Below are 25,581 nucleotides of genomic sequence, written 5' to 3'. Positions count from 1 at the left end.
ATGACCCAGGGCCGACTGGTCGCGGGGCTTGTAACCAGTCTCCCTCTGGAGAAGTGCCGCCGCACCGCCGCTATCAACTACGGAGACCCCGAACCGGCAAGCCACTCAGGATCCGGTCATCGAACCGCCGGAAGACGAACCGACGCAGCTCGTCGCAGTACCGGAAGTCGTTGTGGTCTCCACGAACGGATCCACGAGCGGTCGGATGTAGGTATTCCAGACTAGCGAATCGTGTACCTCGCCTGGTCGCGTGCAGACCTGGTGCACGAAGCGCTCGTAGCCGTTGTCCAGCCCGTCCGCGCCCGGCGCGCATTCCCACCGCATGGACGGTCTTGGGCTTGTTGCCCTTGTCCTGTTCGAGGTAGACGATCCACGCGGCGTCGGTGTCCGCCGACCCGTCCGGCTACCACCCCGACTACCTCCAATTCGTCGCCGCCGAACTCGGCAACCGGCCCCGCAAACGTCTCGGCTGGCGCAGCCCTGCCGAAGCACTCAAGCAGCTACTCTCACAACCAGACAGCAATCCACCCGGTGTCGCATTGGCCAGTTGAATCCACCATCAATTTATGAACAGTGGCCGGTTCGCTCAATTCGCTGCTTCCCTCAACTAGCTGTTGGCGTCGCATCCACGATCGCCTGCTGGGGCAGGCCACGAGCCGAGGGGAGGTCATCGGCAGCTGTATGAGATGAGACGTCGAGCAGGTTCGACTTGACCTCAACCATGATCGAGGTTCAATTATTGAGGAATGACCATTCTGTTCCACAACACCATGCGGATAACCGACGGTCATCTCGAACAGTTCGAGGAGGCCGTACAGCGGGCGGTAGCGTTCGTCGAAGAGCATGGCCCGCAACTGATGGTGCAGGTCTTTCTCGACGAGGACCGCGGGCTCGCACACAGTTTCCAGCTCTATCGCGACTCGGAGGCAGTGCTCGCACACTGGAAGTTGTCCGACCCCTACATCCGGGAGGTGATGGAGCACTGCAGCATTCAGTCGTTCGAGACCTACGGCGAGATGTCCGACGAGGTGCTCGACGGGCTGCGTGCTGGACCCGTCGGCGAGGTGACGGTACGGCGAGCGCTCACCGGCTTCACTCGATTCTGACCGTCCATACGGTAGCCGCGAACCGCCCTCACACACCTAGGGCTACAGCCGTAGCTGGAATTGCGTGCAGGGAAAATCCCGAACCCTCCACCACGCGGCGATTCGCGACCAACCCAGGCCCCCATCGGTCATCCTGGCCGGGCCCAGCGGGTGTCGAGATTCATGGGGCCGAGTACGGCGCGGTTGTGGTTTGCAGGTTGGCGACCTGAGGTCGCCTCTGATCGCCGATTGGCGATCACCACGCATCCGACCAGGCTGCCCACGACATCGTCCAGCTTGGCCGGGCTTGGCAGCGCAGGCCCGAAGGGGAGACTGGCATGCCCCGTGTATTCAACTGTCCTGATTGTCGGTGCAGCATTCGCGGTGCGACTTAACCGAACCCACTCCTACGTCAGCGACGCGCCGTTCTGATCCACTGCCCTGCGTGTCACCACCGATAGGCGTACTTCTGTCACGAGCAGGGCCACGGACATGCATGCTATCTGCCGTTCGGTCAACAGAACGTGTGAAGGCGACCAGGTATGAACATCCGAAGACAGCAGCACCCTCTCGTCAGCCTCTGTGCGGCAGTACTACTCGTTGCCGGGTTGGCCGTTGGAATCGCTGGTTGCGGAGGTTCGAGCCGCTCCGATAATCCGACCGATGCCATCAGATCGGTCACGCACAGTCTTCTCGTCGCGGGTGAGAAATTCGACGTCGATACCGGCAAACGAGTTAGCTGCGGAGAGCTGCACGACTTCTTCATGTCATCCGAGGCGCATGCAGCACCGGGCCTCGGAGGCGGTCGGATCATCGATTGGTCGGTCAACAAGATCACGGTCGACGGCAACAACGCTACCGCGGAGGTCACCGTGACCGGCGAATACAAGAGCGATCGGACGAGATCAACGACCGTCAGCAAGTACAGCTACGCCAAAGAAGACAACACGTGGAAGATCTGCTACATCGAGCTCCTTCGAGGCAGCTGATCAGGCGACTGACAGCGACCCCTATTCGAGTAGTCAGTCTTCGGCCATGAGCGTGGTCGTCACCGGTCGTGGTCGCCGAGGGCGTAGTGATTCCCGGGTACCTCCGGCCTGGGCGACGTGCCGGTGAGCGGTGGAGTAGTGGATGCCGAGTGCGTCGACGACGACCGGCGCGGGTCTTGGAGCACGAGTGGCCGGTTTGCGGGTCGGCGCAACGAGCGATTCGATCGCCGAGCGGCTCCGGGCTGGCCAGCAGTTGCTCGACGACATGCGTTATCAGAGACCAGAAAAACCTCAACTATCGAGACTACCGCCGCAAGATTTCCCGCCAGCTCAACAAGGGCGAATCCCTCCACGCTCTGCGGCGGGACCTGCTCTACGCGCACGAGGGTGTGATCCGCGTCCGGCAGCTCGAGGACCAGACCGAGCAACTGTGGTGCCTGACTCTGGCCACCAACGCCGTGATCGCTTGGACCACCGAGTATTACGGGCTCGCGGTCGAGCAGATGCGCCGGGCCGGGCGCCGGATCGATGATGATGTGCTGGCACATATCAGCCCGGCTCACAGCGAGAACATCAACTTCTTCGGCGCCATCGAGGTCGACATCGATGCCGAACTCGCCGCACTCGGCCCGACCGGATACCGGCCGCTACGTGTACGCGACACCCTGTTCTGATCACGCCACGTCCAGTTACCTGCTCCTGCAACAGCCGATGACGGCCGAGGCTTCGAGTTGGAAGAGGATGCTGCGGGTACTCGCCACAACCTCCACAGTCGGGCACAGGGTTCATGGGCATTGCCGTCACGGGTGTCGAGTATCGACAACGCCAGCCGGCTGGTCCGGGTCAGCTCGCCTTCAGGCGCGGCTGGGTTCTGCTCAATTCGCCGAGTAACGCCCAGGTTCGCTCCTCGTCGCGCGTCGACCCCATTGCGGTCAGCGCGAAGATCAGCTCGTCGGCGCCGGCCTGGGCGTAACGAGCTACCGCGTCGACCATGGTCTGCTCGTCGCCGATGACGGCCAATTCCACTGGATCGGAGACCTTCTCACGGTCCAGCAACGCACGGTAGGTCGGCATCTGGCCGTATCTGTCCATCTGCTGCGCCGCGCGATCGCGTGCGGCGGCGACGTCAGCGGTGACTACGCCGCCCACCATGCCGATCACGCGGGGCGTCGGCCGAGCGGCTGACGCGGCGTGTCGAGCAAGTGTGGGGATCGTGAAGTCGGCCAGGGTGTTGGGACCGGTGAGCAGCGGGAGGGCACCGTCGGCAAGTTCGGCTGCGACCTGCAGGGTCAGCGGGCCCGAAGTGGCCAGCAGCACAGGCACCGGTGAGTGGACCGTCGGCATCATGCTGCGTGTCGGTGATTTGGCCACCAGCGTCTCGCCGGTGTGGTCGACTGCGCCTGTGTGGAGCAGATCGCGTAGGGCGGTGAGGTATTCGCGGAGGTAGCGGATGCGTGGGTGGGTGTTGCCGTAGCCGGCGGCGATGTCCGGCAGCGACAAGCCGAGGCCGAGTTCGAAGCGGCCGTTGCTGGCCGCCTGCGCTGTTTGCGCCTGCATGGCCAGTGCGTTGGGGTGGCGTGGGTGGATCGGGACGACCGCCGTCCCGACCGTGATGTCCGGCAACTCGCGCCCGATCAGCGCGGCAACCGCCAGTGCGTCGTAGTCGAACCGCTGGGTCAGCCAGACCGCGGGCACGCCGAGCCCGGCCAGTTTGCGGGCCTGGTCGAGCAGGTAGTCGACGGGATTCACACCCGGGGTGAGCTGGTTGTAGTAGTCCGTTGGCAGGGCAACGCCGATTCGCATACCAACAAAAGTACACCAAGTTTACTTATATACTCGGTTTATATTTTGGCTAGACTATCTGACATGACCCCCGAACCGGGCCTGCGCGAGCGCAAGAGACAGCACACTCACGCAGCTATCTCCGACGCCGCCCTCCGACTGTTCCTCGCTGAGGGGTTCGACGCGGTGTCGGTTGTGGACATCGCGGCCGCCGCGGAGGTGTCCAAGCGCACACTGTTCAAATACTTCCCCTCCAAGGAGGACCTCGTCGTACACCGGTTCGCCGACCACGTCGATGAGGCTGCCCGCGCGGTACGAAACCGGGCACACGGGCAGGCACCCCTGGCTGCTCTGCGAGCCGCCTTCCGCGCCGGCCTGGACAATCACGAACCCAGCACCGGCCTGTGCGACGTGCCCGAGGTGCTGGCCTGCTATCGATTGGTACTGAATACCCCAGCGTTGACCGCTCGCCTTGCCCACTTCCTCACCACTGGAGAGGTTGCACTCGCCCAGACACTCGGGCCAGCAAAGGAACTGGACGCGCGGCTCGCGGCCAGCGCGATCATCGCGGTACAACGCAACCTCAGTGAGGCCAACTGGCACGCACTGGTCAACGGCCAGAGCGCAGCCCAGCGGCATCCGGTGGCAGTCGCCGAGGCAGAACGCGCCTTCGACCTCCTGGAGGGGGGCATCGGTGATTGGTTCCCAGTTGCTTGACACAGCTCTGCCTACGCCGCAACCGCGCGACTGATAGCACTACTCGGCGGATGCGAACCTACCCCGGATAACGGCCTGTTATCCGGGGTATCGTCAGATCTGCCCTGCGGCGATCCTGCCGCAGTACAACGCGACCCGGCCCTGTTATCCGGGACAAGCCGGAAAGGTGGGTACCGATGGCCGCGAGCGTGACCCGCCTGCGCACCCCACCGGCGCGCACCCTGCGCTCGTCGGCCGAGGCGTTCCTGGACACCATCGGGCCCGGCAACACCCGCCGTGCCTACGGCATCGCGGTCGTCAAGACCGTCGACCAGCTCGACGGCCACTGTCCCGACGGACTACCCGGCCCCAGTCGGGCCCTGGACTCGGTCTCCGACCACGAGATCGGCGCAGCCCTCGAAACTCTATGGGGCCAAGCGGCGGTCAATACCTGGAACGCGCGACGCGCCGCGGTCGCGAAATGGCTTGCCTGGTGTCACGAGCAAGGCTGGAACACCCCGGCAGTCCCGGCGTCGGCCGCGCGATCGACCCCGCCGGACTCCGAGACACCGGTGCGCTCGCGGACCTCGATCGACCGGCTCACTTCCCGCCGCGAGGTCCATCTGCGGGAGAAGACGCTGTGGCGGATGCTGTACGAAACCTGCGCTCGCGCAGAGGAACTGCTCCAGCTCAACATCGAGGACCTCGACCTGGCGGGCCGGTGCGCCCGGGTGAAATCCAAGGGCGCCAAACCCCGCACCCGCCGCCGCGGCGCCACCCACCACGAACACGTCCTGGAAACCGTGTACTGGGACGCCGGCACCGCCCGGCTACTTCCGAGATTGATCCGCGACCGCACCCACGGGCCGGTATTCGTGACCCACCGCCGCCCCCGGCCCGGCAAATACCTCGCCGACCGCGACCTCTGCCCCGACACCGGACTCGCGCGGCTGTCCTACGACCAGGCCCGCGACCTACTCGACGCCGCCACCGCCACCGACGGGCCCGGCACCGGCTGGGACCTGCACGAACTCCGACACTCCGGCCTGACACACCTCGGCGAATCCGGCGCAAGCCTGCTCGAACTAATGGCCAAATCGCGCCACCGCAAAGCCGAGAACCTGCGCCGCTACTTCAAACCATCTCCGCAGGCGATGCGCGAACTGACCAGCCTCATCGGCCCCGGCACTTCCCGCACCCACTGACCAGCGGCGACGCCATATCCGCCCGAAATTCGGCCGATACTACGGCGACCCCGGTGACGCCCACCAACGTCTGCGCGACGGCGAGCACGTCTCCGGCCCCGCCGCCGAGGCCTACCGCCAACGTGTCGAATCGGCGACCCGCTTCGCCGGGCGAGTGCTACGCCAATCCCGCGACGCGGCAGCACTGCTGGCTAACCCCGATCTTCAGATCTACGAAGGCAACGCCATGACCTGTGTCCTGGACCCCGCGCGAGCTGCCTGTCGGCTCGTCGGCGATGACCAGGGCACCTGCCGCACCCCCGACATCACCAATTGTCGTCCCACATGCGCCAACATCGCACGCACTGACCGTGACATCGCCGAACTTGCCCAGCAGGCCGACCAACTGCGTCTCGCCGTGGCCGACCCGCTCGCGCCGCCGATCCGGTCCATGCGGGAGCAGCGGGAGCTGACCCGGATCGAGAAGATCATCGCCGAGCATCGGAGCACCAGGTGACCATGACCGACGACGAGGAGCGCGCCGCGATCCGCGCGGCTATGGAACGGCTGCTGTCCGGTGCGCCCACGAACTCCACCGGCGCGTTGACCGTACTGCAACTGGCCGCCGAAGCCGGAGTCAAACGTTGGGTGCTGACCCACAAGCACACCGACCTACGGGAGGAGTTCCAGTCCAAGCGAACCCAGGCCAACGGAGTGCCTGCCGCCTATCAGCATCTCAAGCCCGCGTCGTCGACCTGACCGCCCGCAACGAGCAACTACGCACCGACAAAGCCCAACTCGAACAGCAACTTGTCGTCTATGCCCAGCTCATCCACGAACTCGCCACCGAGAACACCCGCCTGCATACAGCCGTCCTGGCGAACGTCACGGTCCTCGACGGACAAGCCCGGCATCCGAGCTGACGACCGAGATCGTCGGCCGCACTCGTGCATCCGCTTCCACAACCGGTGCTCTTAAATCGGCGGCGTGACCAGCCCACCGGCGACTCCGGCGGCGATCAGGATGTGACCAAGCCGATCACCTTGCGCAGACTTTTCTCGTTGTCCTCGGTCAGCCCGTAGGCGAGCAGGTAGCTGGCGATGAAATCGTTGGTGTAGCCGGTCGCGCGGATGTCTGCCGCGATCTCGGGGACCAGTTCCCGGACGAAGTAGTTTCCCCGCCGGTCGCCGTAGCCGTTGTTGCCGTACTGCACGAGCCGATCGAACAGCGAGCGCACCTCATCTGGAACAGCCTGTGCTGGTTCGCCGGTGAGCGCGTCGACGGCTCCCACGGCCGCAGCCCAGTCCGCGAGCGGCAGCCTGATTACCCCGGGTGGGCCTCCAGGACCGCTAGGAAGCCGCCCTGTGCCCAGTCCACCGCCATCGCCATCTCCTTGATGGTGGGATAGTCGACGTACACCAGCCCGTGGGGCAAGTTCATCTTCCGGGATTTCGGCGTCACGGTGCGGTCGTTACCGAGCTCGAAGAGGTTTCCGCCCAAGGCTCCAGCCACCCGGATCGCGGCGCCCGCGTTCGCGCCTTCCGATTTCACTCCGCGGATCAGCGCTGCCTCGTGCTCGGCGCGTGCGGCCGGGTTCGCTTCCGTCTCATACTTTCGCCCTCGTCGCCGCGAGCCCAACGTTCCAGGACGTCCCGATTGTCCGGATGGCATCAGCGATCAGCACCACATCCTTCTCACCGAGCCGCTCGGCCACATACGAGCGCACGTCGTCGCGCACTCCGTCGATGTCCCAGTCCGCCCACCGCAACAATCGCTGCATCCCGTCCGGACTCACCTCACCCGCCCACTCGGCCGGCGTCCACCCGTTCTTCCGCTCCGGACCCGCCATCAGCCCGGTCACAGACTCCGCGCCCGGCCCCGCGGCTCCGACCGCGTGAACCGGCCACCGATCTCGCGTACATCGAATCAGACTCCGCTGCAACAACATCACAACCAAGCAGGCACACAACCCGAACCGAGTGCCGTTGCAGTATTAGGGGGCCCCGCCAGGATGCGAGAGAAAGGGGGAATGAGTTTCCGAATCCGCTGGTCGGGGAAAGAACCCCACCAGCCGGCTGGCTGTTCAGGTTCGCAGGACGGGAGCCAGCGCCTGGACGAGCCGGTCGGCGTACGCCGGGTCGATCTGCGCGCCGCTGACGAGGAGCCGGTAGTAGAGCGCCCCATAGATCAGGTCGATGACGACGTCGGTGTCGAGGTCGGCCCGGAGTTGGCCGTCGGTGATCCCGGCGGCGATGAGCCGGCTCACGTCGGCGCGTCGGCTGTCGATGAACCGTTCGCGTAGTGCGGCGGCAAGTTCGGGGTCGTGCTGGGCGGCTGCGACCAGGGCTATGAATGGGCGACGGGCCTCGGGTGTGTTCATCAACTGCGCCACGCGCCGGACCTGGATCCGTAGCCGGGTCAGGGCATCGCCATCGTCGGGGGCCGTCACGCGGTCAGCAAAGGCGTCGGTGAAGGCGTCCATCAACACCGCCGCTTTGGTTGGCCACCACCGGTAGATGGTGTTCTTGCTGACGCCGGCTCGCGCGGCGATGTGGTCCATGCTCAGCGCGGGCAGCCCGCGGTCGGTCAGCAGTTCCCGCGCTGCGGTGAGTACCGCTCTGCGTGATCGCTCGCTACGTGGTCGTCCTGGCCCGCGCGCACCCATCGACTCTGCCATGGCAGTAGTCTATCCTTTTGAATACGATATGGTCAGTATCGTAAATAATGGCTGGTAAGGAGGTTCATCGTGAATGCTGATCGGGTGTGGCTGGTGACCGGTGCGTCGTCTGGATTCGGCTACGAGATCAGCCGGGCAGTGGCAGCCGGCGGTGGCCGGGTGGTCGCGACCGCGCGCACTCCCGAGCGATCGCAGTCGTTGCAGGAGCTGGCGGCGGCCCATCCCGGTCACGTTCTGGTCGTACCGCTGGATGTCACCGACGCCGAGCAGGCCCGGCAGGCGGTGGCGCAGGCGGTAGAGAATTTCGGCGGTCTGGATGTCGTGGTGAACAATGCGGGCTACGGGGTTTTCGGGGCGCTGGAGGAGATCCCCGACAGTGCGGTACGAGCGGCCTTCGAGACGAATGTGTTCGGATCACTGAACGTGATCCGTGCCTGCTTGCCGGTCTTGCGTGCGCAGAAACGTGGCCATATCGTGCAGATTTCGTCGGTGGCCGGTGTCGCCGCTCCCTCGCCGGGTTTGGGTCTATACGCGGCCACCAAGTTCACCGTCGAGGGCATGAACGAGGGCCTGGCGAAGGAAGTCGCACACCTCGGCATCTCGGTCACGATCGTCGAGCCCGGTATGTTCGGCACGAATTTCGTTGCCGCGCTGGACATGACACCCGTGCAGCAACCCGACTACGCCGACAGCGTCGAGGCGGCGCTCGAGCGCCTGAGCGATCTGGACCCGAGCGCGCACGGCGACCCCTCCCATGCGGCACAGCAGATCATCGCCGCCGTCGGATCCTCCGCGCCGCCGTTGCGACTGCCGCTGGGTCTCGACGCTATCACCGCGATCCGCGCAAAGCTGACCACCCAGCTTGCCGCGCTACCCGAACCGGTCGCCGGGGCCTGAACGGGTGAGCGCCATCAACTCGCGATACCTCTGTATCTGTCAAGCCGCGTCGGCGTGATGGCTGGATTCGGTTGGTCCGGTGCGTCGTTCGTCCCGAGCCATCGTCCGCCAGCACAGATCGGCCAAGCGGCATTTGAGAAAGCGCTTCGTTTCCTCCGGGCCTTGCCTTCGGCGATCTTCTTGTCGGAGTAAGCACAGCCGGCGGTTCCTCGCATCCGGATCTGGACAGCCCACGGCACCGCAGGAACCACGAACCTCAGCGTGTGATACATCTCCCGATGCTCCGCCCACGGACGCCGCCGCTCCTGCGGACTCATCGCCGACAACTCCCGCAACTTTCCCCACGCCACCTCATCAACCGGCGTGTACACCTGCATCCACGCATGCGGACCGACGGCAACGACGACGACCAGACGAAGCCGGCCATCCAGGGTGGTCGGCGATCAGCACCTGGGACGAGGATGTCGAGGTCGAGGGCCGCCTCCAACAGATCCGGCTCATCGGCCAGCAGCTCATGTTCGGCGAGAAAGCTGAACAAATCCTCGTGGCCATGGTCGAGCCACCACACCGTCATCGGACTGCGGTCCTTGCCGCGGCCTCCAACGGGGTCAGGTCACGCCCAAGTCCGGTTGAGTACACCAACAACCACAGGTAGTGAACTTCAACGGTCGTGCTAGTCGGGTAGGGATTTGCGTGCTGTGGCGACGATCATGGGCACGATGGCCAGTCCCAGAATGCCGCCGATGATGGCCAGCGTGGGGTAGTCCGCAGCGGCGACGACCAGTCCTGATGTCATGCCGCCGGTGGCGCCGGCGATTGCGATGGTGACGTCGGCAATGCCTTGGGTGCTGGCGCGGGTCGCCAGCGGCGCGGCGTCGGTGATGATCGCGGTGCCTGCGACGAGGCCGAGATTCCAGCCGAGCCCGAGCAGGGTGAGTGCGGCCGTCAACAGGGTGACGGAGTCGTGGGGGGCACCGGCGGCGACTGTTCCGGCGCCGAACAGGGTCAACCCTGAGGCCGCTGCGATGGTCGAGCGGCCGTAGCGATCTACGAGCCGGCCCGTCAGCGGCGATGGCAAGTACATCGCGCCGATATGGATGGAGATGACGAGACCGGTGGCGGTGGCGCTGTGGCCGTGGTCGCGCATGTGAACGGGTGTCATTGTCATGACCGCGACCATCACGAACTGGGTGAGCACCATGACAATCACACCCACCCACACGCCGCAGCCGCGCTTTTCGACCGCTGGACGCGGCAGAACGCCGGCATTATCAGGCTGCGCGGCGACGCGTTGGGCCTCGAGAGTGCGGGCGAGTAGCAGCGGGTCGGGGCGCAGCCAGATGGCCAGTACCACTGCTGCCAACGTGTATGCGGCGCTGGCGAGCAGAAACGGCCCGGCCAGTTGCGGAATGCCGAGTTCGTGTGCCAGATCGCTGGTCGGCGCGGTGAGGTTGGGGCCGGCCACGCCGCCGAGTGTGGTGGCGACCAGCACGGTGGATACGGCACTGGCGCGATGCGCGGGGTCGGCCAGATCTGCTCCGGCATACCGGGCTTGCAGATTGGTCGAGGTGCCGGCGCCGTAGACGAACAGCGCGACGAACAGCAGGATCGGATTGTCCGCGACAGCGGCCGCGATGATTCCGACGCTGCCGACGGCGCCGGCCAGGTAGCCGGCGACCAGGCCGGGGCGGCGGCCGCGGGCTTGTGAGATTCGTCCGACGGTCACGGCCGCCAGTGCGGAGCCCGCGGTGCCGAGCGCACTGGGCAGACCGGCCAGGCTGGTCGAGCCGAGCATGTCCTGCGCCAGCAGTGCACCCACAGTTAGGCCCGCCGCCAGCCCCGCACCACTCAGCGCCTGCGCGGCGACAAGGACGAACAGGGTGCGACGCTGGGCCTGAGAGCCGGGGACGTCACCGAGGTGGGCAGGTACCGAAGTCGTCACGACGGACTCAGCCCCTCTCGCCGAGGTCGAGGAGGTCGCGGAGTCCGGCGGCGGTGAAAGCCGCGACCAATTCGGCCTGGCCTTCGGTGAAGTGGGCCCAACCGTCGTAGTGAACGGGAACAACCTGACGCGCACTGAGGATCTCGGCGGCCGCGGCGGCCTGGGCACTGTCGAGGACGATCGGCAGGCCGTCGAAGAGAACGGAGAAGCGGGGCGCTCCGGCGAAGAGGATGGCGGTGTCGACCGGCGCGAAACGCTCGGCGATCTGCTCGACCGCAGCGAGTGAGGCGTTGTCGCCGCTGACATAGACGGTAGGCAGGCCTTCCCCGGTCAGTACGAATCCGACGACCTGGCCGGTGACGCGTTCGACCTCCTCGCGTGTGCCCGGCCCGTGGATCGCAGGCACGCCGGTCACGGCGATTCTGCCGCCGCCCGGGCGAGCCAGCTCGATCGACTCCCAGTCCGCCAAGCCTTTGGCCCCATTCCCGAGGCGTTGCTCGCCACCCGGCGTAGTGAGGGTGAGCGGCACGTCGGCGAGCAGGGCGCGGCCGGAGTCGTCGAGGTTGTCGGGGTGCTCGTCGTGTGAGAGCAGAACCACGTCGACGTGGCCGAGGTCGGCCGGGGTGGCTGCGGCCGGCGCGGTCTTGGTCAGCAGGCCGCCGGGCTGCTGGTAGCTGCGGGGCGCGTCGAAGGTCGGGTCGGTGAGGAATTTCAGTCCGCCGTATTCGAACAGGGCGGTCGGGCCGCCGAAGATGCGGACGCGGACATGCTGGTCGGTTACGCCTGCGGGGGATGCCACAACGAACTCCTCACGGATAAAACACCACTTATACGTGAGAAGAAGATAGGTGGTTCTCACGGATAAAAGCAAGCCGTAACATGAGAGTTGTGAGAGTAGCGCGAGAGACGACCAACGAGGCCGCCTTGCCGCCCGCACCTGGGGCCGGGCAGTACCTCGCCCTCGATTTCGCCGACAGTGCCTATGCGCTCCCCGGTGGGCACTTCATCGACCTGCTCGGCACTCCCACCTCGACGAATCGGTGGCTCGCCGAACGTGGCCTCGCCCCCTCCGATGCGGGAGTGCAGGAGATGTGCGCGACGCAGCTGCGCGCACTACGCGAACACATCAGGGCATTGTTCGCTGCCCGCGTCGGGCGCCAGCCTGCACTCCCGGCAGCACTGGCCGCCGTCAACGACGCGATGAGCAGAACCCCGACAGCCCCGCTGCTGAAATGGGATGAGACGAACGGGCCCTATCGCGCTGCGGTCTGTCCACCCAACGAGATCCTCGACCGCGCACTCGCAACGCTCGCCGCAGACACCGCCGACCTGCTCACCAGTTCCGACGCCGATTTCCTGACCACTTGCGACTCCGCCCCGTGCAACCGCTATCTGATCCGCCACGGCCGCCGTCAGTGGTGCTCGACGCGCTGCGGCGACCGCGCTCGCGCCGCCCGCGCCTACGCCCGCGCCAAGGCCAACTGAGCGTGCCGCCGGTCTCACCAACATTCGGCGCCACGTAACCGCCAACAGCCTGCTGTACCAACAGCTTCAGATCGCCAGTGACGTTTCGAATCCGACCTGTAGGGCTTGTTCGCGAAGGCGTGCGCGCCGCGGGCGAGGGTCTCCCAGCCGAAACCCGGCTCCGAAGCCATCTGCGCAGCTTGCGCAATGGCCACCGCAGACGAATAGCTGTCCAACAGCAGAAACTTCGCCCGCCCGCGCAACCCGTCGAGTGACCGGCCAGTTGCGCCGCGATCTCGCGATCGGGGATTGAAGTCGCCAACGCGGCGAACAGAGCCTGGTAGTCGTCCCCGGTTCACAAACTGCCGCGCCGATCCTGTGCCCCCGTCGTCATATATCGAATATGCCAGATACCGCTGACATCAACATGTTTCGCTTGCAGCGCCCAACGTCGCACCGGCCGGTGAACCGAACCAGTGCGTGAGCGCCGCGCGCAGCGTGTCCGCGGCGGTGGCGGCTGGTTCGCCGATCGCCGCCGCCCAGGCCAGGTGACCGTCCGGACGGATCAGCAGGGCGTCGGCGGGCTGGTCTTCGGCTTTCCCGCTGTGGATCTCGACGACATCACTCCACTCCTGGGCGATCGCGCGCAACTCCGGCCGGTCGGCGAGATCGAGAAACACCGGCCGCGCGTTGTGCATGAGTTCCGCGACACTGGTGGCGCCCGCTTCGGTGTGCAGGGCGAGATCGGGCGCGAAGGTCCCGGCCAACGGGTGTTCGACGCCCGGCATCGGATAGCGAATGTCGCTGTGGCCGATGAGTCCACCCATCCGGCGCAGCGCCGGCTCGTCGAGCAGCAACTCCTGCACGACCTGCCGCAGCGCTTCGTCGGCGTCGTCGCGGCCGCGCCGCAGCGCCACCTGCGCCCGGGTCTGCAGCCGGGCCCGGCCACCGGCCATGTGCCGCTCGTCGTGATAGCTGTCCACCAGGCCTTCCGGCGCCCGGCCCCGCACGGCCGCCGCCAGCTTCCAGCCCAGGTTCACCGAATCGAGCATGCCGACATTGAGCGCCGTGCCGGTGGCGGGCAGCAGGTGTGCCGCATCGCCGGCCAGCAGGATCCGGCCGTCGCGATACCGCTCGGCCTGCCGATCCTTGAAGGTGAAGCGCGAGAGCCGCTTCGGGTCCGTCATCGGGAGGTCGACGCCGAGCACCCGGCGCACGCTGGCGCTCAGCTCGGCCAGGGTCAGCGGCTCCTCGTCGTCGTATTCGGTGGTCTCGTTCTCGGTGGCCATCAGGCTCGTCGTCCCGGATTCGGGGTCGATCGCGAACGCGAACACCCCCCGGTCGTTGCGGGTGAAGCCCGCGGCGACCCGGCCCAGCCCGGGCACGTCGATATCGCCGTTGTCGAGCACGGTGACCGCGGCGCCCAACCGGACCTGGCCCAGCCGGTTGACCTCCGGATAGGTGGTGCCGGGGAACGGAATTCCGGCCAGGTCGCGGATCCGGCTGCGGCCGCCGTCGCAACCGACCAGGTAGCTGGCGCGCACCTGGTACGTCCCCTCCGGACCACGGACCTCCGCGGTGACCTCGGCCGCGTCCTGGGTAACGCCGAGCACCTCGTGTCCACGGCGGATCTCGGTGCCGAGTTCGCGAGCGCGTTCGTCGAGCAATCGCTCGATGACGTGCTGCGGGATCGGCATCGCGCGCATCGGCGGATCGGCGAGTTGCGTGAAGTCCAGCTGCAGCGTGCCGAACGGGAACCGGGGCGCGATATTCGGGTCGCTGCTGGCCGCTTCGAAGCGCTCCAGCAGCCCGCGGTAGCGCAGCACGTCCAGGATCCGCCCGCCGATTCCGCTGGCCTTCTGGGTTTCCCGGGGCACCAGGTGCTTCTCCAGCACCACGGGCCGCACACCGGCCAGGCTCAGTTCAGTAGCCAGGGTCAGACCGGCCGGACCGGCACCCACAATGATCACGTCGAAATCCGACATTCGGACATTCCCTCTTTCCACAGATTCTGGCGTAGCCGGGCAATTCTGCGGCATGAACCGGATCTTGCCGCAAGCCCCACCGCGCGACCGGCGCCCTGGTGCTCGATTCCCCGCGAAACACGCGAGAGGTGTTAAGCACCCTCCCCGACCGCGCCCGTCACGGCATTCTCGCCAGCAGCACCCACAGCGCCACCATCACCGCGGCGACCAACCCGCTGAACGCACTCATCACCACCGGCACCTTGCGCCGATGAACGCACCCCCACCCCCGGTCGATGACGTCGCCCTCCGGCGACACGACCCCGGCGATGACGCGCCAGTCCGGGTCCACGGCGCAGCGGCCGGTAGAACGCCGGATCCACCGGGAACCGGGTGAGCGCCGTAGGCACAAGGGATGTGCGCGGGTGGCAGCGGCACCGCACGAGCACGCAACTTCTCGTGCGACGGCGTTTCTACAAAGTCACCGCCAGCGCGAGACTACGCGGGGCGAGAAGCTCTTTGTGCCGGTAATCTCCGTAGCAAAGATGCAGCACGGTCTGCGCGCCGAGTTGCACGCCACCAACAGCTGACTATGCCGCGAGGATCGACGACCCCGAAAGGCCTCGAGCGCGCACAGTCAGAAGGCCGCCACCACGCACACCGTGATTGTCACGACCATGACCGACCCCCCGAGCAGACAGAACAGCCACTCGGAGCCGCCGCTGTAGCCCTCGATGATCATGCGGCCCGGGTCGCGCGGATCATAATGAATGAGGACTCGTGTGCCCGGGCGAAAGTGGACGATCCACGACTTACCCACCGCGGCTGTCTGCTCGACGGTATGCCCGTCGGAGGTGATCCACCGGACGACAGGATGGTATAGCGTGCCGTGTCCGCCAGCACTGGTCGACAAGCGGACCACATGCCCATACGCCTTGGCACCGGAACGCCGCAGCGCACGAGTGCGGCGTACAAAGATCAAGCCGACCGTAAAAAACACCATCCCGAGCCCGAAAGGAATCAAGGCAAAGAACCATTCCTTGTTCACCGCTTGCCGCTTCCCTCCGTGGGCGCTGGTGTATCAGGAAGCTGTTGAAAGTCACCGGATGCCCCCGCCGATGGTGAGGCCTGCCCGGTCGATGAGACCATCCGGTGGGGAAGATCCGGTATGTGGTCCTTCTCCGTTCGGCAGCCGGCCAACAGCAGCAGGCACAACAACCCGGCACCTACCACCGCTCGGTGGGTGGACGACTCAAAACCGCGGTCAGTCATCATGATCCTCATACGATGTGCTGCCGCGCAACGCAAACCGGTCACGCTTTCACTAGTCGACCAACGGCCCGGCCCTCCGATTACAGGAATTCGAGCGACGTGAGCGGACACGCTACTGCGTGATGTATCCGCTGTAGGGGCCCCCGACACAGATCGATCCGTCCAGGGAGCCCCCGGTGTCCAGACAGAGTTGGACATCGATCGCAGTATGGTCACCATCCCATTCCTGCGCTTCATCCGAAACGGCTTTCGGATTTGCCGAGGCGGCGGCTAGCGCGTCGGCGGCCGGCGACATTACAGTCTTTGAGCTGCAACTCATTTCGGCGCGACCGACCGCGGCTGAACCAAGCGCCACGAACTCGGTTGAAGCGTACGTCGAAGCGGACGCCGCGGGGGCGAGATAGGTCGGCATGGCGAGCGAGACCAGCACCACTGCCGAGACGAAACAGCGTTTCAAGAAATCCTCCCTTGAGTGGCTACTCCCCGACCACATCGAATACCGGGAACGCTACGAGCACCTCTCCGTGGCCCGAAAGCCCCAAGACCTATGGGGTGTGGTCACGAAAGGGGGACCGTCAGGAACTTTGGGGGTGGAGGTGAATCCGAACGGGTGCTGAAGTAGCCTGCTGCCGCTTCGGCGAGGAAGGATCACTCTGAACGACAACACAACTCGCGCTGTTGGGGGTGGGCTGGGTGTCCGGATCGCGCACGAGCTGGTGGAGCAGGCCCGCAGCGAGGGGCTGTCGCTGACCGGCGCCGATGGTCTGCTGACGGCGGTGACCCGCCGGGTCATCGAGGCCGCTTTGGAAGCGGAGATGACCGAGCACCTCGGATACGCCAGAGGCGATCGTGCGGCGGCAGCCGAAACCGAGGGCGGCAATTATCGCAACGACACCAGCCGCAAGAGGGTGCATACCGACATCGGGCAGGTCACCGTGGGTGTGCCCCGGGACCGCACCGGAGGGTTCGAGCCGCGGATCGTGCCCAAGTATGCCGGCCGCGTGGCCGGGTTCGACGAGGCGGTGGTCAGCCTGTGTGCCAAGGGACTGACGACCCGTGAGATTCGTGCGCATCTGGGCGAGATATATGGCGCCGATATCTCACGGGAGACGATCCCGAAGATCACCGACGCCGTGGCCGACGAGCTGACCGAATGGCAGTCTCGTCCGCTCGATCGCGGGTACGCGGTGGTGATGATCGACTGTATCTGGGTCAAGATCCGCGATGGTCAGGTCGCCTCGCGCCCGGTCTACGTCGCCGTCGGCATCGGCATCGGCATCGGCATCGACGGTGCCCGTGACGTGCTCGGGCTCTGGGTCGACCACGGTGGTGAAGGCGCCAAGCATTGGATGGCGGTGCTCGCCGAGTTGCGTAACCGAGGCGTCGAAGATGTGCGCATCGTCTGTTGCGACGGATTGAAGGGACTACCGGAGTCCACCGGCTAGATCAAATACGCTGGTAAACAGCACTGGGGGACGATCAGCAAGCAGTTGCGCCAGGTCTATACCGCCCCGACGGCGCAGGCGGCCGAACAGCGGTTCGCCGAGTTCGCCGCCGAATGGGACGATCGCTACCCGATGATCGTCAAGACCTGGCGCGGTTCCTGGGAGCACTTCACCACGTTTCTGCAGTTCCCGTCGGAGATCCGGCGGGTCGTCTACACGACCAAACATGATCGAATCGCGGGGCGCCCGGTTCCGGCAAGCGGTGCGCCGCCGCGGGCACTTCCCGACCGACCAGTCCGCGTTGAAGGTGCTCTACCTGGTCATCCGCGACCGCCGCAAGAACCGGCCCAACGTCGGCGGCCACACCCCCGGCTGGAAACGAGCCCTACAGCAGTTCGCCCTGAACTACGGCGACCGCATCACCGACCACACCGACCACCCCGAAAGTGGAACCAATCGCCTTCACCCACAAGAGTTTTGACACTCCCACACGGAGCACGGTGAAGGCCCGCCCTAGGAGAGTCGCGAGGTTGGGCGGGCCTGGCCATCACCGTGTGAATGTGTGGATCACGGGGGTTCGCATCGGCGGACACCCGCAGACTTTGCTCGGCGAGGGAAGTGCCGAGCGAGGCCTTACGGTGCGTAGCTGTTGTCAACGCCAGCCGAAATCAGCCGGGCGCGACATCTGTCCTCTGCGCTGTCACGAATCACGGAAGTGCTTGTGACAGCAGGCATGTTAGATCTCGCGCATCCGGTGTGCCTGGAAGCTGGGGTTCACGCGTGTCGCGAGAGTTGTCGTGGCGTTGGGCCTGGCAGTAGCTGGCACCTGCAGCCGCCCGCCAGACCCAACATTCCCAGTCTGGGCAAAGCCATGGGCAGGCGGCCGGGATTTGCGCGGGTTTGCGCCATTATGGGGTTTCGGAGGCCGTTGCAGAATCGCTGCGCCTCGTCGACGACGGCTGCGCTTCCCCGATCTGCCTCGGCCGCTTCGTCGTACTTCGATGACATCGTCTGCCCAGCCTTCCCAACGAAGAAGGTGAGCACCAAACCCGGCGGGAGTCACCACTGGTCAAGCCATTGTCGTTGTTTTTCGCAAGATTGCTCCGGGACTACATCTTGGTGTATCGGGCCATGGCGAAGCTGTAGAGGCCATAGGTGATGATGCCCAGGCCGGCCGCGATGAGGAGCGCTGCTCCGTAGGGTTGGGCCCCGAGAGTCTTGAAGGCACCGTCGAGGCCTGCGGCTTTGTCGGGCTCGGATTGGTTGACGGCGAGTATTACCAGCAATCCGATGGCGGCGATGGCCAGCCCCTTCGCGATGTATCCGACCGTGCCCAGCCGTCGTACCAGGTCACTGGTGGTGCCCTCGAGGTCTTGGAGGAAGTTCTGGCTGGCTCCTTTGTAGATGTGGTAGCCGCCGATCGCGATGATGACCAGCGCGCCTGCGATGAGGGCGATCGTGCCGGCGGTGGTTTGCATCATGCGGGCGGTGATTCCTGCGCTCTGGCCGCTGCTGGACTTGCCGCTGCCGCGGGCAAATCCGAACGCGGAGAATGCGAATGCGAAGTAGACCACCGCCAGTGAGAACGCCTTGACGCGATCGATCGTTTCGGATTTCTTGTTGTCGGCTTGGGGTTTGGACGCGCTGCCGAGTGCGGCTTCGGCGAGCCGCCACAGCGCCATCAGTACGAACGTGACGACGCCCACCCACAGGGCGAGGACGCCGCCGGGCTTGGAGGCGAGTTCGGTCATGGCTCCGGATTGGTCGGCGGTGCCGGTTGCGCCGCCGAGGGCGATCCGGATGGCGATGTAGCCGATGATCAGGTGCACGATGCCACTGACAACGAAGCCGGCGCGGGCGAAGCGTTCGAAGATGCTGTTCTGGGCCACCCGGCCCGCTATCGAGGACGAGTTGCCAGACGATGCCGACGGCGATGCGCCGGCCGACGTTGAGGACGGATTGTTGTCAGGCATGGTGCTCGCCCCGTATCCGTGGTGGTGAAAAGCTCCGCCGGGGTGCGAGGGCCGGTCTGCGGGGTGCGCAGCACGGTCCCGAGGCCGGCTACTGTCGGGCCGGGGCCGTTGTCCCGAGAACCCACCCGATGGCGGGGTTGTCTAAGGGTCCGAAAGGTGTCCGTTGCGCGGCTGTGCCGTGCAGTCATCCTAGCCCCGCCTTCCCTGGAGGCGGTAGATACGGGGCCGGGTCGGCTCGGGTGTCTGATCGCTCATTTTCCCAGTTCGGGGATGTGCCAGCTTTCGAAGCCGCCTTCGGTGATTCCTCGAAGTCGTGTCCAGTGCATCCCTGCTTCGGTGCGGAGTTGGCGCTCACGTCGGTGCAAATCGGGCGACCATGAAGTGTAGCTCTACGTTGTTGACTCAGTGGGTGTGCGGTGGTTGAGTGAGTACTACAGCGTGGATCTGGTGGGTAGCGCAATGATCGTCATCATCGGATTGGTCGTTCTGGTCGCGGCCGTCATGGTCGGGTTCGCGGGGGTGTTGGCCAACGGGAGTGTCAACTACGCAATGACCGACAATTTCGCCGTGTTCGGCCACCACGTGACCGGCTCGACCGACCTGTTGTTTCTCTACGGCATCGCGGTCGGACTGGTCGGGCCGAGTCTGCTGTTGGCCGGTGCTCGGCGCACCGCTCGCCGCGACCGCACCGCGCGCGGTGAACTCGAGGTATCGCGCCGCGAGACCACCGCGGTGAGCCGGGACCGCCGACCTCGCGGACCGGCAGCGCCACCTAGACGAGCAACGGCGGCGCGCCACTGCATCCCCCGCCCCGACGACACTCGAGATACCGGAGCCGACGGTGCTGCGCGTCGCGACCGATTCCACCTTTCCGGATTAGGCAACCGATCCAGGGACCGCCACGCCGCCGGCAACCCGCACTCGGGGCGCGGCTGACGCCACCCGCAATAGATGTTCGCCGCATCCGCGACAACAGCACACGCGAAAGGGACCACCATCATGAGCATAAGTAAGAAGATCGCGCACAAGGCCGAAGCCGCCAAGGGCGTCGCCAAGAAACTGGTCGGCCGGGGCACCGGCAACACTCGCCTGCGGACCGAGGGTCGCATCGGTCAGGCCAAGGGCGATACCAAGCAGGCCGGAGCAAAGATGAAGGACGCCTTCAAACACTGATTCCCCACGCGACCAACGGGGTGGCTCACCGCACAGCCCCGCGCCCCGTCACTCTCCCACCGAAACCAGGTATCGACCATGATCATTCTCGGAATCATTCTTCTCGTCGTCGGTTTCCTGCTGAAAATCCAGATCCTCTGGGTCATCGGGATCGTGGTCCTCATCATCGGTCTGGTGCTCCTGGCCTTGGGGTCGATGGGCCGCGCCGTCGGCGGGCGACGCCACTACTTCTGACGCCCGGTCTCGGTTCATCCGCCGACTCCAGGAGGCGAGTGATGCGGTGGCTGACACCGCTGGTGCTGGTATGGCTGATCATCGGCGCGATCGCCGCCGCGGCAACGCGGATACATCTCCCACGCCGAACAGAACTGCGCGGGGGTCGGGACCATCGTGGTGACCGTGTTGGCGGGGCCACTGAACTATGCCGGGGTCGATCCCAAGGTGACCAACTGCCATGTGTCCCAACCCAGCCGCTGACAACATCGGTGCCCGGGCACGCGGTCGCGATCGACCGACCTCATTCCCGGCACCGGTGCCAACCACATGGGACCACGCTCAATCTTTGAGGAGACCGACATGACCACCACCCCCGACAGACGAGAAAGCCCCTCTGACCAGCGTCGGAGGGGCTTTCTTCATTGGCCGACCACGCGGAGTTGGGGACTCCGTGGGACCGTAGATGCTGGGAGAGCAGTCTGCCGTAATCCTGCGAGGACTTGATGTCCGGATGTAAGTAGCGCTCGGTGATCCGAGGATCCCGGTGCCCGGCGATCTTCTGGAGCCGATGCAACGGCACCCCCGCGTCGGCGGACCACGTCAGGCCGGTGTGCCTCAGCCGCCGAATAGTCCGGAGACATCTGCCCTCTGCCGCAATGCCACTGTCCCGAGCGAAGGTCCGGCGTTCTGCTACCGACCCGGCGCAGGTTTGATCATCGTGTCGGTTGTTCACGGGCTGGTGGTTGGTTGCCGGGTGAGGAGAATGTGTCGGCCCGAGGTTGACTTTGACGCAGGGGCAACCCCGCATCATGATCGGCATGCCAGCGGAATCCGATGTAATGCAGCACTTCACCGTTTACCACGACGGTGTCACGATCCCGGTATCTCGCGGAGGCCGGGGACGACCGCTGGTCCTGTGTCCCGGACTGCTGTCGACCCAGGACGATCTGCACGAGCTGACCACACTGCTGCGGTGCGACCACGACGTAGTGACCTTCGACCTCCGGGGCCACGGCCTCGCATCGGCCGCCGACCGGTACACCTTCGAAGCATTCCTCGGCGACTTCATCACCGTGATGGCGGAGCTCGGGCGTCTCGGCCTGCCTTCGGCGCCCGTGCTCGTGGGCCACTCGCTGGGCGCGGACCTGATCGTGCACTACGCCGCCGAGCATGGCGACACCGTCGCCGAACTCGTCCTCATCGACGGGGCGAACCCGGTGCCCGAACCATTCATCACCGAGGCAGACCTGCCGGAATTCGCGGCAATGGCGGAAAATCTGCGGCAAGAGGTCCAGCGCGCCAACGGCACCGCACGTCAGATATTGCTCACCGCACAAGAAATCCTCGACCTGAATGTAGAGGTGGATGCGATGCGCTCCGCGATCCTCGACAGTTACCGGAAGATCAATCGTCCGATCAGCATGATCATGTCGGCCTCGATGGCAGGCGACAGCGGCGAAGCGCACGCAACATGGCGCAACGGGAACTGGCGCGCCGGCATCGAACGGCTCGTCCACGAGCGGCCGGACATCTCCACGTCCTGGCTCGACGCCGATCACCGCCTGGTCATCACCCATGCCCTGGACATCGCCCAGATCATCCGGAGCACACAAGCTCCAGCGAGCCAGACCACTTCGTAACCACCCCGGGTCCAGGCACACTGGTCTGATGCTGACCATCGGCGAGCTAGCCTCTCATGCCGGCGTGACAGTGCGCGCAGTACGGCACTATCACGCCAAGGGGCTGCTGCCGGAGCCAGAGCGCGACCACTCCGGTTATCGGAGATACGACGCTGGAGCCGTGGTCGAACTGATCAAGATCCGGACCCTCGCCGAGGCCGGGGTTCCACTGGCACGCGTGCAAGAACTACTCCGGGCCAACGAACAGGAGCTCGCCGCGGCGGTCGCGGATATCGACGAGCGGCTGCGGGCGGAGATCCGTGAGCGACAGCGGCACCGTGAGCGGATCGCCCACCTCGCCGCTGGAGACAACCTGGCACTGCCATCAGAAGTCGTCGAGTTTCTGGACCGACTGCGAGCGCTGGGGGTCGACGAGCGGATTGTCCAGGTCGAACGCGACGGCTGGATCGTACTGGCCGCGCACTCACCCGAACGAGTCCCCGAGTGGATGACGCGTAAGCGAGAGCAGATCGGCGATCGACAACTAGTCGAGTTCTATCTCACCCTGAGCCAGGCACTCGACCGGACCGACGACGACCCGAAGCTGGTCGTGCTGGCCGACCAGATCGCCGCATACATCACGCAGATGGCAGACGAGCGGGGCGAATGGTATGTCGACGACATCGAACTCGAGCCATCGCTGGTCGAGCTGCTGGACACGCGGGCGTTCGACAACGCACCGCCGGCCCGCCGACTCATCGAACTGCTGACGAAGCGAGGCTGGGCCGGCTGGACCAAGCTGCAACGAATTCAGAGCCCCTCGAGTCCTCTATGACGCTCGACAACCACCTCGCGGTGGCATCGGTTGATGCTGTCGAAGTAGCAGCCTCGGCCGAAACGCAAGATCGGTGCACCGCAGGCCGAGTCAGCGCGCTCACCGGTCGGTCGGCGGGTTCTCGAATTGTGCTGGGGCAGATGTCCGGATCCCCCGAATCGAGCGGAACGGGCGTTCAGCCGACCGGGAGTTTCACCACCGCATCGGGGCCCAGGTCGGTGACGTATACGTTGCCCGCGGTGTCGACCGCCACCCCCTGGGGATTCTTCAGGCCCGTGAACGGCAGCGGCGTCGGCGTCGACGCGCCCGCCGCCAACCTCACCACCCATTTGTTACCCCAGTCGACGACGTACAGGTCTCCCGCCCCGTCGACGGCCACACCCTGGGGATCTTTGAGCCCGATGAAGGGCAACGTGGTCGGCGCAGGCGCGCCCGGCGCCAACGTCAACACCCGCTCAGTGCCCAATTCGGTGACATATACGTTGCCCGCAGCGTCTACCGCCACACCCTGGGGATCTCGCAGCCCCGTGAACGGTAGCGTCGTCGGTGCCGACGCGCCCGCCTCCAACCTCAACACCCGATCATTACCCCAGTCGGCGACGTATACGTGTCCCGCCGTGTCGACTGCCACACCCTGAGGATTCTTCAGGCCGGTGAACGGCAGCGGGGCCGGCGTCGACGCGCCCGCCGCCAACCTCAACACCCGATCGTTACTCGTGTCGGTCACGTAGATGTTGCCCGCCGTGTCGACTGCCACACCCTGGGGATTATTCAGGCCGGTGAACGGCAGCGGCGTCGACGTCGACGCGCCCGCCGCCAACCTCAACACCCGATCGTTGCCCATGTCGGTGACATATAGGTTGCCGGCCGCGTCGACCGCCACATCGGTGGGCAGGCCGACGTCGGCGAACGGCAGCGGAGTCTGAGCCGAGCCGTCGGATGTGGGCGAGTTGCCACCGCCGCCCGAGCCCAGTTGGACACCGGCGACGACAGCCGCGACGGCCACCACCGTCACCGCGACCATGGCGGCGACCAGCTTAGCGGTCTTGGGCGACAATCCGATTCGCCGCCGACGGCGCGCAGCCGCGCCCCCGGTGTCGCCGGCCACGACACCGTCCACCGCGGCGCAGGCCGCCGTGGCCAGCTCGCGCACGGTCTGGTAACGATCGTCCGGGTTTTTGGCCATTCCTTTGGCGATGACCGCATCGAACGCGGTCGGTACATCGGGAGTACTGGCGCTGGGACGTGGCGGCGGGCTGTGCAGGTGATGGGCGATCACACCCTGCGGTCCCGATGCGCTCACAAACGGCGGGCGGCCGGTCAGGCACTCATACAGCACGCACGTCAACGCGTATACGTCCACTCGGCCATCGGCCTTGAGCTCGGTGCTGATCTCCTCCGGCGCCATGTAGGCGACGGTTCCGATGGTCTCGCCGAGAGTGGTCAGCGTACGGTCGTCGGCGGCGTGGGCGATTCCGAAGTCGATCAGGGAGGCGAACTCGTCGTCGCTCAGCAGGATGTTGGAGGGTTTGACATCGCGGTGGACAAGCCCGGCGTCGTGGGCCGCCTGTAGCGCGCCGGCCACCTGTGCAGTGATTGCCGCTGCCCGCCGCGGCGACAGGGCCCCTTCCCGGGTGATCACCGTGCGTAGGTCGGTGCCCTCGATCAAGCGCATATTCAAATAGAGCCGACCGTCGATATCGCCGAAGTCGTGGATGGGGATCACGTGCGGCTCGTTCAACTGTGCCACCGCCCGGCACTCCCGACGGAACCGCTCGCGCAGCTGCTCGTCATCGGCGAAGCGCTCGGGCAGCACCTTGAGCGCCACCACCCGGTTGGTCAGCGAATCGTGCGCCCGCCACACCTGGCCCATGCCACCCTGCCCCAGCAGCGACAGAAGCCGATAGCGTCCGAACGCCTCGGCTGAATCCCTCGTGGCATCCCCGCCACCCATCAATGTGTCATCCATTGCGCCGTCCCATGACCACCCGACTGGCAAACGGTGATTACATTCCGACCCCGCCCGAGCGGGTGGCCCCACACCGGTTTATTCAGCCAGGCCAACAGTCGAGAGTCGGCGCTATCGTCGGCGGGCGAATATCCCGGTCAAGTTCCAGTCGGCAAGAACGCGGCCGGACAATGCCCGCCACCGGTGCGAGCGCGGATCGTTTCAGAAATCCGCCGACAACCTGTCGCGAATTCAGTGTACCCCCGACCCATATGACCAGCTTCGTGAATGGCGTCGAGCCCACTCGGAGCACTCCACGACGACGGGCTACTTCGTCGCGGCACCCCGGACCGGACCGTCCGGCGTTTCAGATATGGGCGCGGGATCCTGCTCGTTCGGCGGCGAAAACAGAAATTGGCA

General features: G+C 65.7%; 29 protein-coding genes and 4 pseudogenes. 18 read left to right on the top strand and 15 right to left on the bottom strand.

Annotated elements, in window-relative coordinates:
• The first annotated feature begins 383 nt into the window (after nt 1–383).
• The 4 genes and pseudogenes from ACGF7Y_RS30575 to ACGF7Y_RS30560 all read left to right on the top strand — a co-directional run.
• Nucleotides 384–551 carry a hypothetical protein gene (locus tag ACGF7Y_RS30575; protein WP_393239897.1) on the top strand — a complete coding sequence of 56 codons (168 nt, stop codon included), beginning with the start codon at nt 384–386 and terminating at the stop codon, nt 549–551.
• Between the two features lie 195 nt (nt 552–746).
• Nucleotides 747–1,106: a hypothetical protein gene (locus ACGF7Y_RS30570; protein ID WP_379042596.1), complete on the top strand. Its 360-nt coding sequence runs from the start codon at nt 747–749 to the stop codon at nt 1,104–1,106.
• Between the two features lie 521 nt (nt 1,107–1,627).
• Nucleotides 1,628–2,074, top strand: coding sequence for a hypothetical protein (locus tag ACGF7Y_RS30565; RefSeq protein ID WP_393239894.1), 447 nt, complete (start codon nt 1,628–1,630; stop codon nt 2,072–2,074).
• A 302-nt stretch (nt 2,075–2,376) separates the two neighbouring features.
• A pseudogene (locus tag ACGF7Y_RS30560) lies at nt 2,377–2,748 on the top strand (Tn3 family transposase); the annotation flags it as partial.
• A 169-nt stretch (nt 2,749–2,917) separates the two neighbouring features.
• Here ACGF7Y_RS30560 and ACGF7Y_RS30555 read toward each other — a convergent pair.
• A complete protein-coding gene (locus ACGF7Y_RS30555) occupies nt 2,918–3,877 on the bottom strand; it encodes a TIGR03564 family F420-dependent LLM class oxidoreductase (protein WP_393239891.1) in 960 nt (319 codons plus the stop codon).
• A gap of 63 nt (nt 3,878–3,940) precedes the next feature.
• Between ACGF7Y_RS30555 and ACGF7Y_RS30550 the strand changes: the two genes are divergently transcribed.
• From ACGF7Y_RS30550 to ACGF7Y_RS30535, 4 genes are all read left to right on the top strand, one after another.
• Nucleotides 3,941–4,573, top strand: a complete 633-nt coding sequence (locus ACGF7Y_RS30550; protein WP_393239888.1) for a TetR family transcriptional regulator — start codon at nt 3,941–3,943, stop codon at nt 4,571–4,573.
• A gap of 176 nt (nt 4,574–4,749) precedes the next feature.
• The gene (locus tag ACGF7Y_RS30545; RefSeq protein WP_393239885.1) at nt 4,750–5,757 is read left to right on the top strand and encodes a tyrosine-type recombinase/integrase; all 1,008 of its coding nucleotides are present in this window, start codon (nt 4,750–4,752) and stop codon (nt 5,755–5,757) included.
• A gap of 154 nt (nt 5,758–5,911) precedes the next feature.
• Complete coding sequence (locus tag ACGF7Y_RS30540; RefSeq protein WP_393239882.1) at nt 5,912–6,253, top strand: hypothetical protein; 342 nt, start codon at nt 5,912–5,914, stop codon at nt 6,251–6,253.
• Nucleotides 6,250–6,495 (top strand): hypothetical protein, encoded by a 246-nt coding sequence (locus ACGF7Y_RS30535; protein WP_393239879.1) that lies wholly within the window; start codon nt 6,250–6,252, stop codon nt 6,493–6,495. Before ACGF7Y_RS30540 ends, ACGF7Y_RS30535 begins: the two co-directional genes overlap by 4 nt.
• 17 nt (nt 6,496–6,512) lie before the next feature.
• On the opposite strand, the gene ACGF7Y_RS30530 is transcribed toward ACGF7Y_RS30535, so the two are convergent.
• The 5 genes and pseudogenes from ACGF7Y_RS30530 to ACGF7Y_RS30510 all read right to left on the bottom strand — a co-directional run bounded on the left by ACGF7Y_RS30530 (nt 6,513) and on the right by ACGF7Y_RS30510 (nt 8,413).
• The gene (locus tag ACGF7Y_RS30530; protein ID WP_393239876.1) at nt 6,513–6,641 is read right to left on the bottom strand and encodes a hypothetical protein; all 129 of its coding nucleotides are present in this window, start codon (nt 6,639–6,641) and stop codon (nt 6,513–6,515) included.
• Between the two features lie 113 nt (nt 6,642–6,754).
• Nucleotides 6,755–7,027 (bottom strand): hypothetical protein, encoded by a 273-nt coding sequence (locus ACGF7Y_RS30525; protein WP_393239873.1) that lies wholly within the window; start codon nt 7,025–7,027, stop codon nt 6,755–6,757.
• Between the two features lie 32 nt (nt 7,028–7,059).
• On the bottom strand, nt 7,060–7,287 hold the full coding sequence (locus ACGF7Y_RS30520; RefSeq protein WP_393239870.1) for a hypothetical protein: 228 nt from the start codon (nt 7,285–7,287) through the stop codon (nt 7,060–7,062).
• Between the two features lie 118 nt (nt 7,288–7,405).
• A pseudogene (locus ACGF7Y_RS30515) lies at nt 7,406–7,658 on the bottom strand (IS701 family transposase); the annotation flags it as partial.
• A gap of 161 nt (nt 7,659–7,819) precedes the next feature.
• Entirely contained in the window at nt 7,820–8,413 is a 594-nt protein-coding gene (locus ACGF7Y_RS30510; protein WP_393239867.1) for a TetR/AcrR family transcriptional regulator, read from the bottom strand.
• Between the two features lie 69 nt (nt 8,414–8,482).
• Between ACGF7Y_RS30510 and ACGF7Y_RS30505 the strand changes: the two genes are divergently transcribed.
• Nucleotides 8,483–9,310: an SDR family NAD(P)-dependent oxidoreductase gene (locus ACGF7Y_RS30505; protein ID WP_393239864.1), complete on the top strand. Its 828-nt coding sequence runs from the start codon at nt 8,483–8,485 to the stop codon at nt 9,308–9,310.
• 673 nt (nt 9,311–9,983) lie between these two features.
• Here the strand turns inward: ACGF7Y_RS30505 and ACGF7Y_RS30500 are convergent.
• Entirely contained in the window at nt 9,984–11,252 is a 1,269-nt protein-coding gene (locus tag ACGF7Y_RS30500) for an MFS transporter (protein WP_393239861.1), read from the bottom strand.
• Between the two features lie 7 nt (nt 11,253–11,259).
• On the bottom strand, nt 11,260–12,051 hold the full coding sequence (locus ACGF7Y_RS30495) for an MBL fold metallo-hydrolase (protein ID WP_393239858.1): 792 nt from the start codon (nt 12,049–12,051) through the stop codon (nt 11,260–11,262).
• Nucleotides 12,052–12,140: 89 nt separating this feature from the next.
• Between ACGF7Y_RS30495 and ACGF7Y_RS30490 the strand changes: the two genes are divergently transcribed.
• Entirely contained in the window at nt 12,141–12,737 is a 597-nt protein-coding gene (locus ACGF7Y_RS30490) for an ABATE domain-containing protein (protein WP_393239855.1), read from the top strand.
• 401 nt (nt 12,738–13,138) lie between these two features.
• On the opposite strand, the gene ACGF7Y_RS30485 is transcribed toward ACGF7Y_RS30490, so the two are convergent.
• The 4 genes from ACGF7Y_RS30485 to ACGF7Y_RS30470 all read right to left on the bottom strand — a co-directional run bounded on the left by ACGF7Y_RS30485 (nt 13,139) and on the right by ACGF7Y_RS30470 (nt 16,409).
• Nucleotides 13,139–14,701: an FAD-dependent monooxygenase gene (locus ACGF7Y_RS30485; protein WP_393239852.1), complete on the bottom strand. Its 1,563-nt coding sequence runs from the start codon at nt 14,699–14,701 to the stop codon at nt 13,139–13,141.
• A 157-nt stretch (nt 14,702–14,858) separates the two neighbouring features.
• Nucleotides 14,859–15,032: a hypothetical protein gene (locus ACGF7Y_RS30480; protein ID WP_393239849.1), complete on the bottom strand. Its 174-nt coding sequence runs from the start codon at nt 15,030–15,032 to the stop codon at nt 14,859–14,861.
• A gap of 285 nt (nt 15,033–15,317) precedes the next feature.
• Nucleotides 15,318–15,728 (bottom strand): DUF3592 domain-containing protein, encoded by a 411-nt coding sequence (locus ACGF7Y_RS30475; protein WP_393239846.1) that lies wholly within the window; start codon nt 15,726–15,728, stop codon nt 15,318–15,320.
• Between the two features lie 336 nt (nt 15,729–16,064).
• Complete coding sequence (locus ACGF7Y_RS30470) at nt 16,065–16,409, bottom strand: hypothetical protein (protein WP_393239843.1); 345 nt, start codon at nt 16,407–16,409, stop codon at nt 16,065–16,067.
• 259 nt (nt 16,410–16,668) lie between these two features.
• Between ACGF7Y_RS30470 and ACGF7Y_RS30465 the strand changes: the two are divergent.
• Both ACGF7Y_RS30465 and ACGF7Y_RS30460 read left to right on the top strand, forming a co-directional pair.
• A pseudogene (locus ACGF7Y_RS30465) lies at nt 16,669–17,562 on the top strand (IS256 family transposase); the annotation flags it as partial.
• A gap of 61 nt (nt 17,563–17,623) precedes the next feature.
• Entirely contained in the window at nt 17,624–17,878 is a 255-nt protein-coding gene (locus tag ACGF7Y_RS30460; RefSeq protein ID WP_393240036.1) for a hypothetical protein, read from the top strand.
• Nucleotides 17,879–18,506: 628 nt separating this feature from the next.
• Here ACGF7Y_RS30460 and ACGF7Y_RS30455 read toward each other — a convergent pair.
• A complete protein-coding gene (locus ACGF7Y_RS30455) occupies nt 18,507–19,370 on the bottom strand; it encodes a DUF1206 domain-containing protein (RefSeq protein WP_393239840.1) in 864 nt (287 codons plus the stop codon).
• Nucleotides 19,371–19,781: 411 nt separating this feature from the next.
• Here ACGF7Y_RS30455 and ACGF7Y_RS30450 point away from each other — a divergent pair, with 411 nt between their 5' ends.
• The 4 genes and pseudogenes from ACGF7Y_RS30450 (at nt 19,782) to ACGF7Y_RS30435 (ending at nt 21,020) form a co-directional block, all read left to right on the top strand.
• Nucleotides 19,782–20,306: a hypothetical protein gene (locus tag ACGF7Y_RS30450; protein WP_393239837.1), complete on the top strand. Its 525-nt coding sequence runs from the start codon at nt 19,782–19,784 to the stop codon at nt 20,304–20,306.
• 63 nt (nt 20,307–20,369) lie between these two features.
• The gene (locus tag ACGF7Y_RS30445) at nt 20,370–20,543 is read left to right on the top strand and encodes a CsbD family protein (RefSeq protein ID WP_195154065.1); all 174 of its coding nucleotides are present in this window, start codon (nt 20,370–20,372) and stop codon (nt 20,541–20,543) included.
• 78 nt (nt 20,544–20,621) lie between these two features.
• Nucleotides 20,622–20,777 carry a DUF6131 family protein gene (locus ACGF7Y_RS30440; RefSeq protein WP_195154064.1) on the top strand — a complete coding sequence of 52 codons (156 nt, stop codon included), beginning with the start codon at nt 20,622–20,624 and terminating at the stop codon, nt 20,775–20,777.
• A 41-nt stretch (nt 20,778–20,818) separates the two neighbouring features.
• Nucleotides 20,819–21,020: pseudogene (locus ACGF7Y_RS30435) on the top strand (hypothetical protein).
• Between the two features lie 40 nt (nt 21,021–21,060).
• Here the strand turns inward: ACGF7Y_RS30435 and ACGF7Y_RS30430 are convergent.
• On the bottom strand, nt 21,061–21,567 hold the full coding sequence (locus ACGF7Y_RS30430; protein ID WP_393240033.1) for a site-specific integrase: 507 nt from the start codon (nt 21,565–21,567) through the stop codon (nt 21,061–21,063).
• Nucleotides 21,568–21,577: 10 nt separating this feature from the next.
• Between ACGF7Y_RS30430 and ACGF7Y_RS30425 the strand changes: the two genes are divergently transcribed.
• Together ACGF7Y_RS30425 and ACGF7Y_RS30420 are read left to right on the top strand one after the other, a co-directional pair.
• Nucleotides 21,578–22,399 (top strand): alpha/beta fold hydrolase, encoded by an 822-nt coding sequence (locus ACGF7Y_RS30425; protein WP_393239834.1) that lies wholly within the window; start codon nt 21,578–21,580, stop codon nt 22,397–22,399.
• 28 nt (nt 22,400–22,427) lie between these two features.
• Nucleotides 22,428–23,213 (top strand): MerR family transcriptional regulator, encoded by a 786-nt coding sequence (locus ACGF7Y_RS30420; protein ID WP_393239831.1) that lies wholly within the window; start codon nt 22,428–22,430, stop codon nt 23,211–23,213.
• A gap of 175 nt (nt 23,214–23,388) precedes the next feature.
• Here the strand turns inward: ACGF7Y_RS30420 and ACGF7Y_RS30415 are convergent, their stop codons facing one another.
• Nucleotides 23,389–25,182: a serine/threonine-protein kinase PknD gene (locus tag ACGF7Y_RS30415; RefSeq protein ID WP_393239828.1), complete on the bottom strand. Its 1,794-nt coding sequence runs from the start codon at nt 25,180–25,182 to the stop codon at nt 23,389–23,391.
• Between the last annotated feature and the right edge of the window lie 399 nt (nt 25,183–25,581).

The organism is Nocardia sp. NPDC047654, assembly GCF_043205035.1.
GTDB lineage: Bacteria > Actinomycetota > Actinomycetes > Mycobacteriales > Mycobacteriaceae > Nocardia.
The sequence above is the reverse complement of the archived record's forward strand: the minus strand, read 5'-3'. Positions and strand labels throughout refer to the sequence as shown.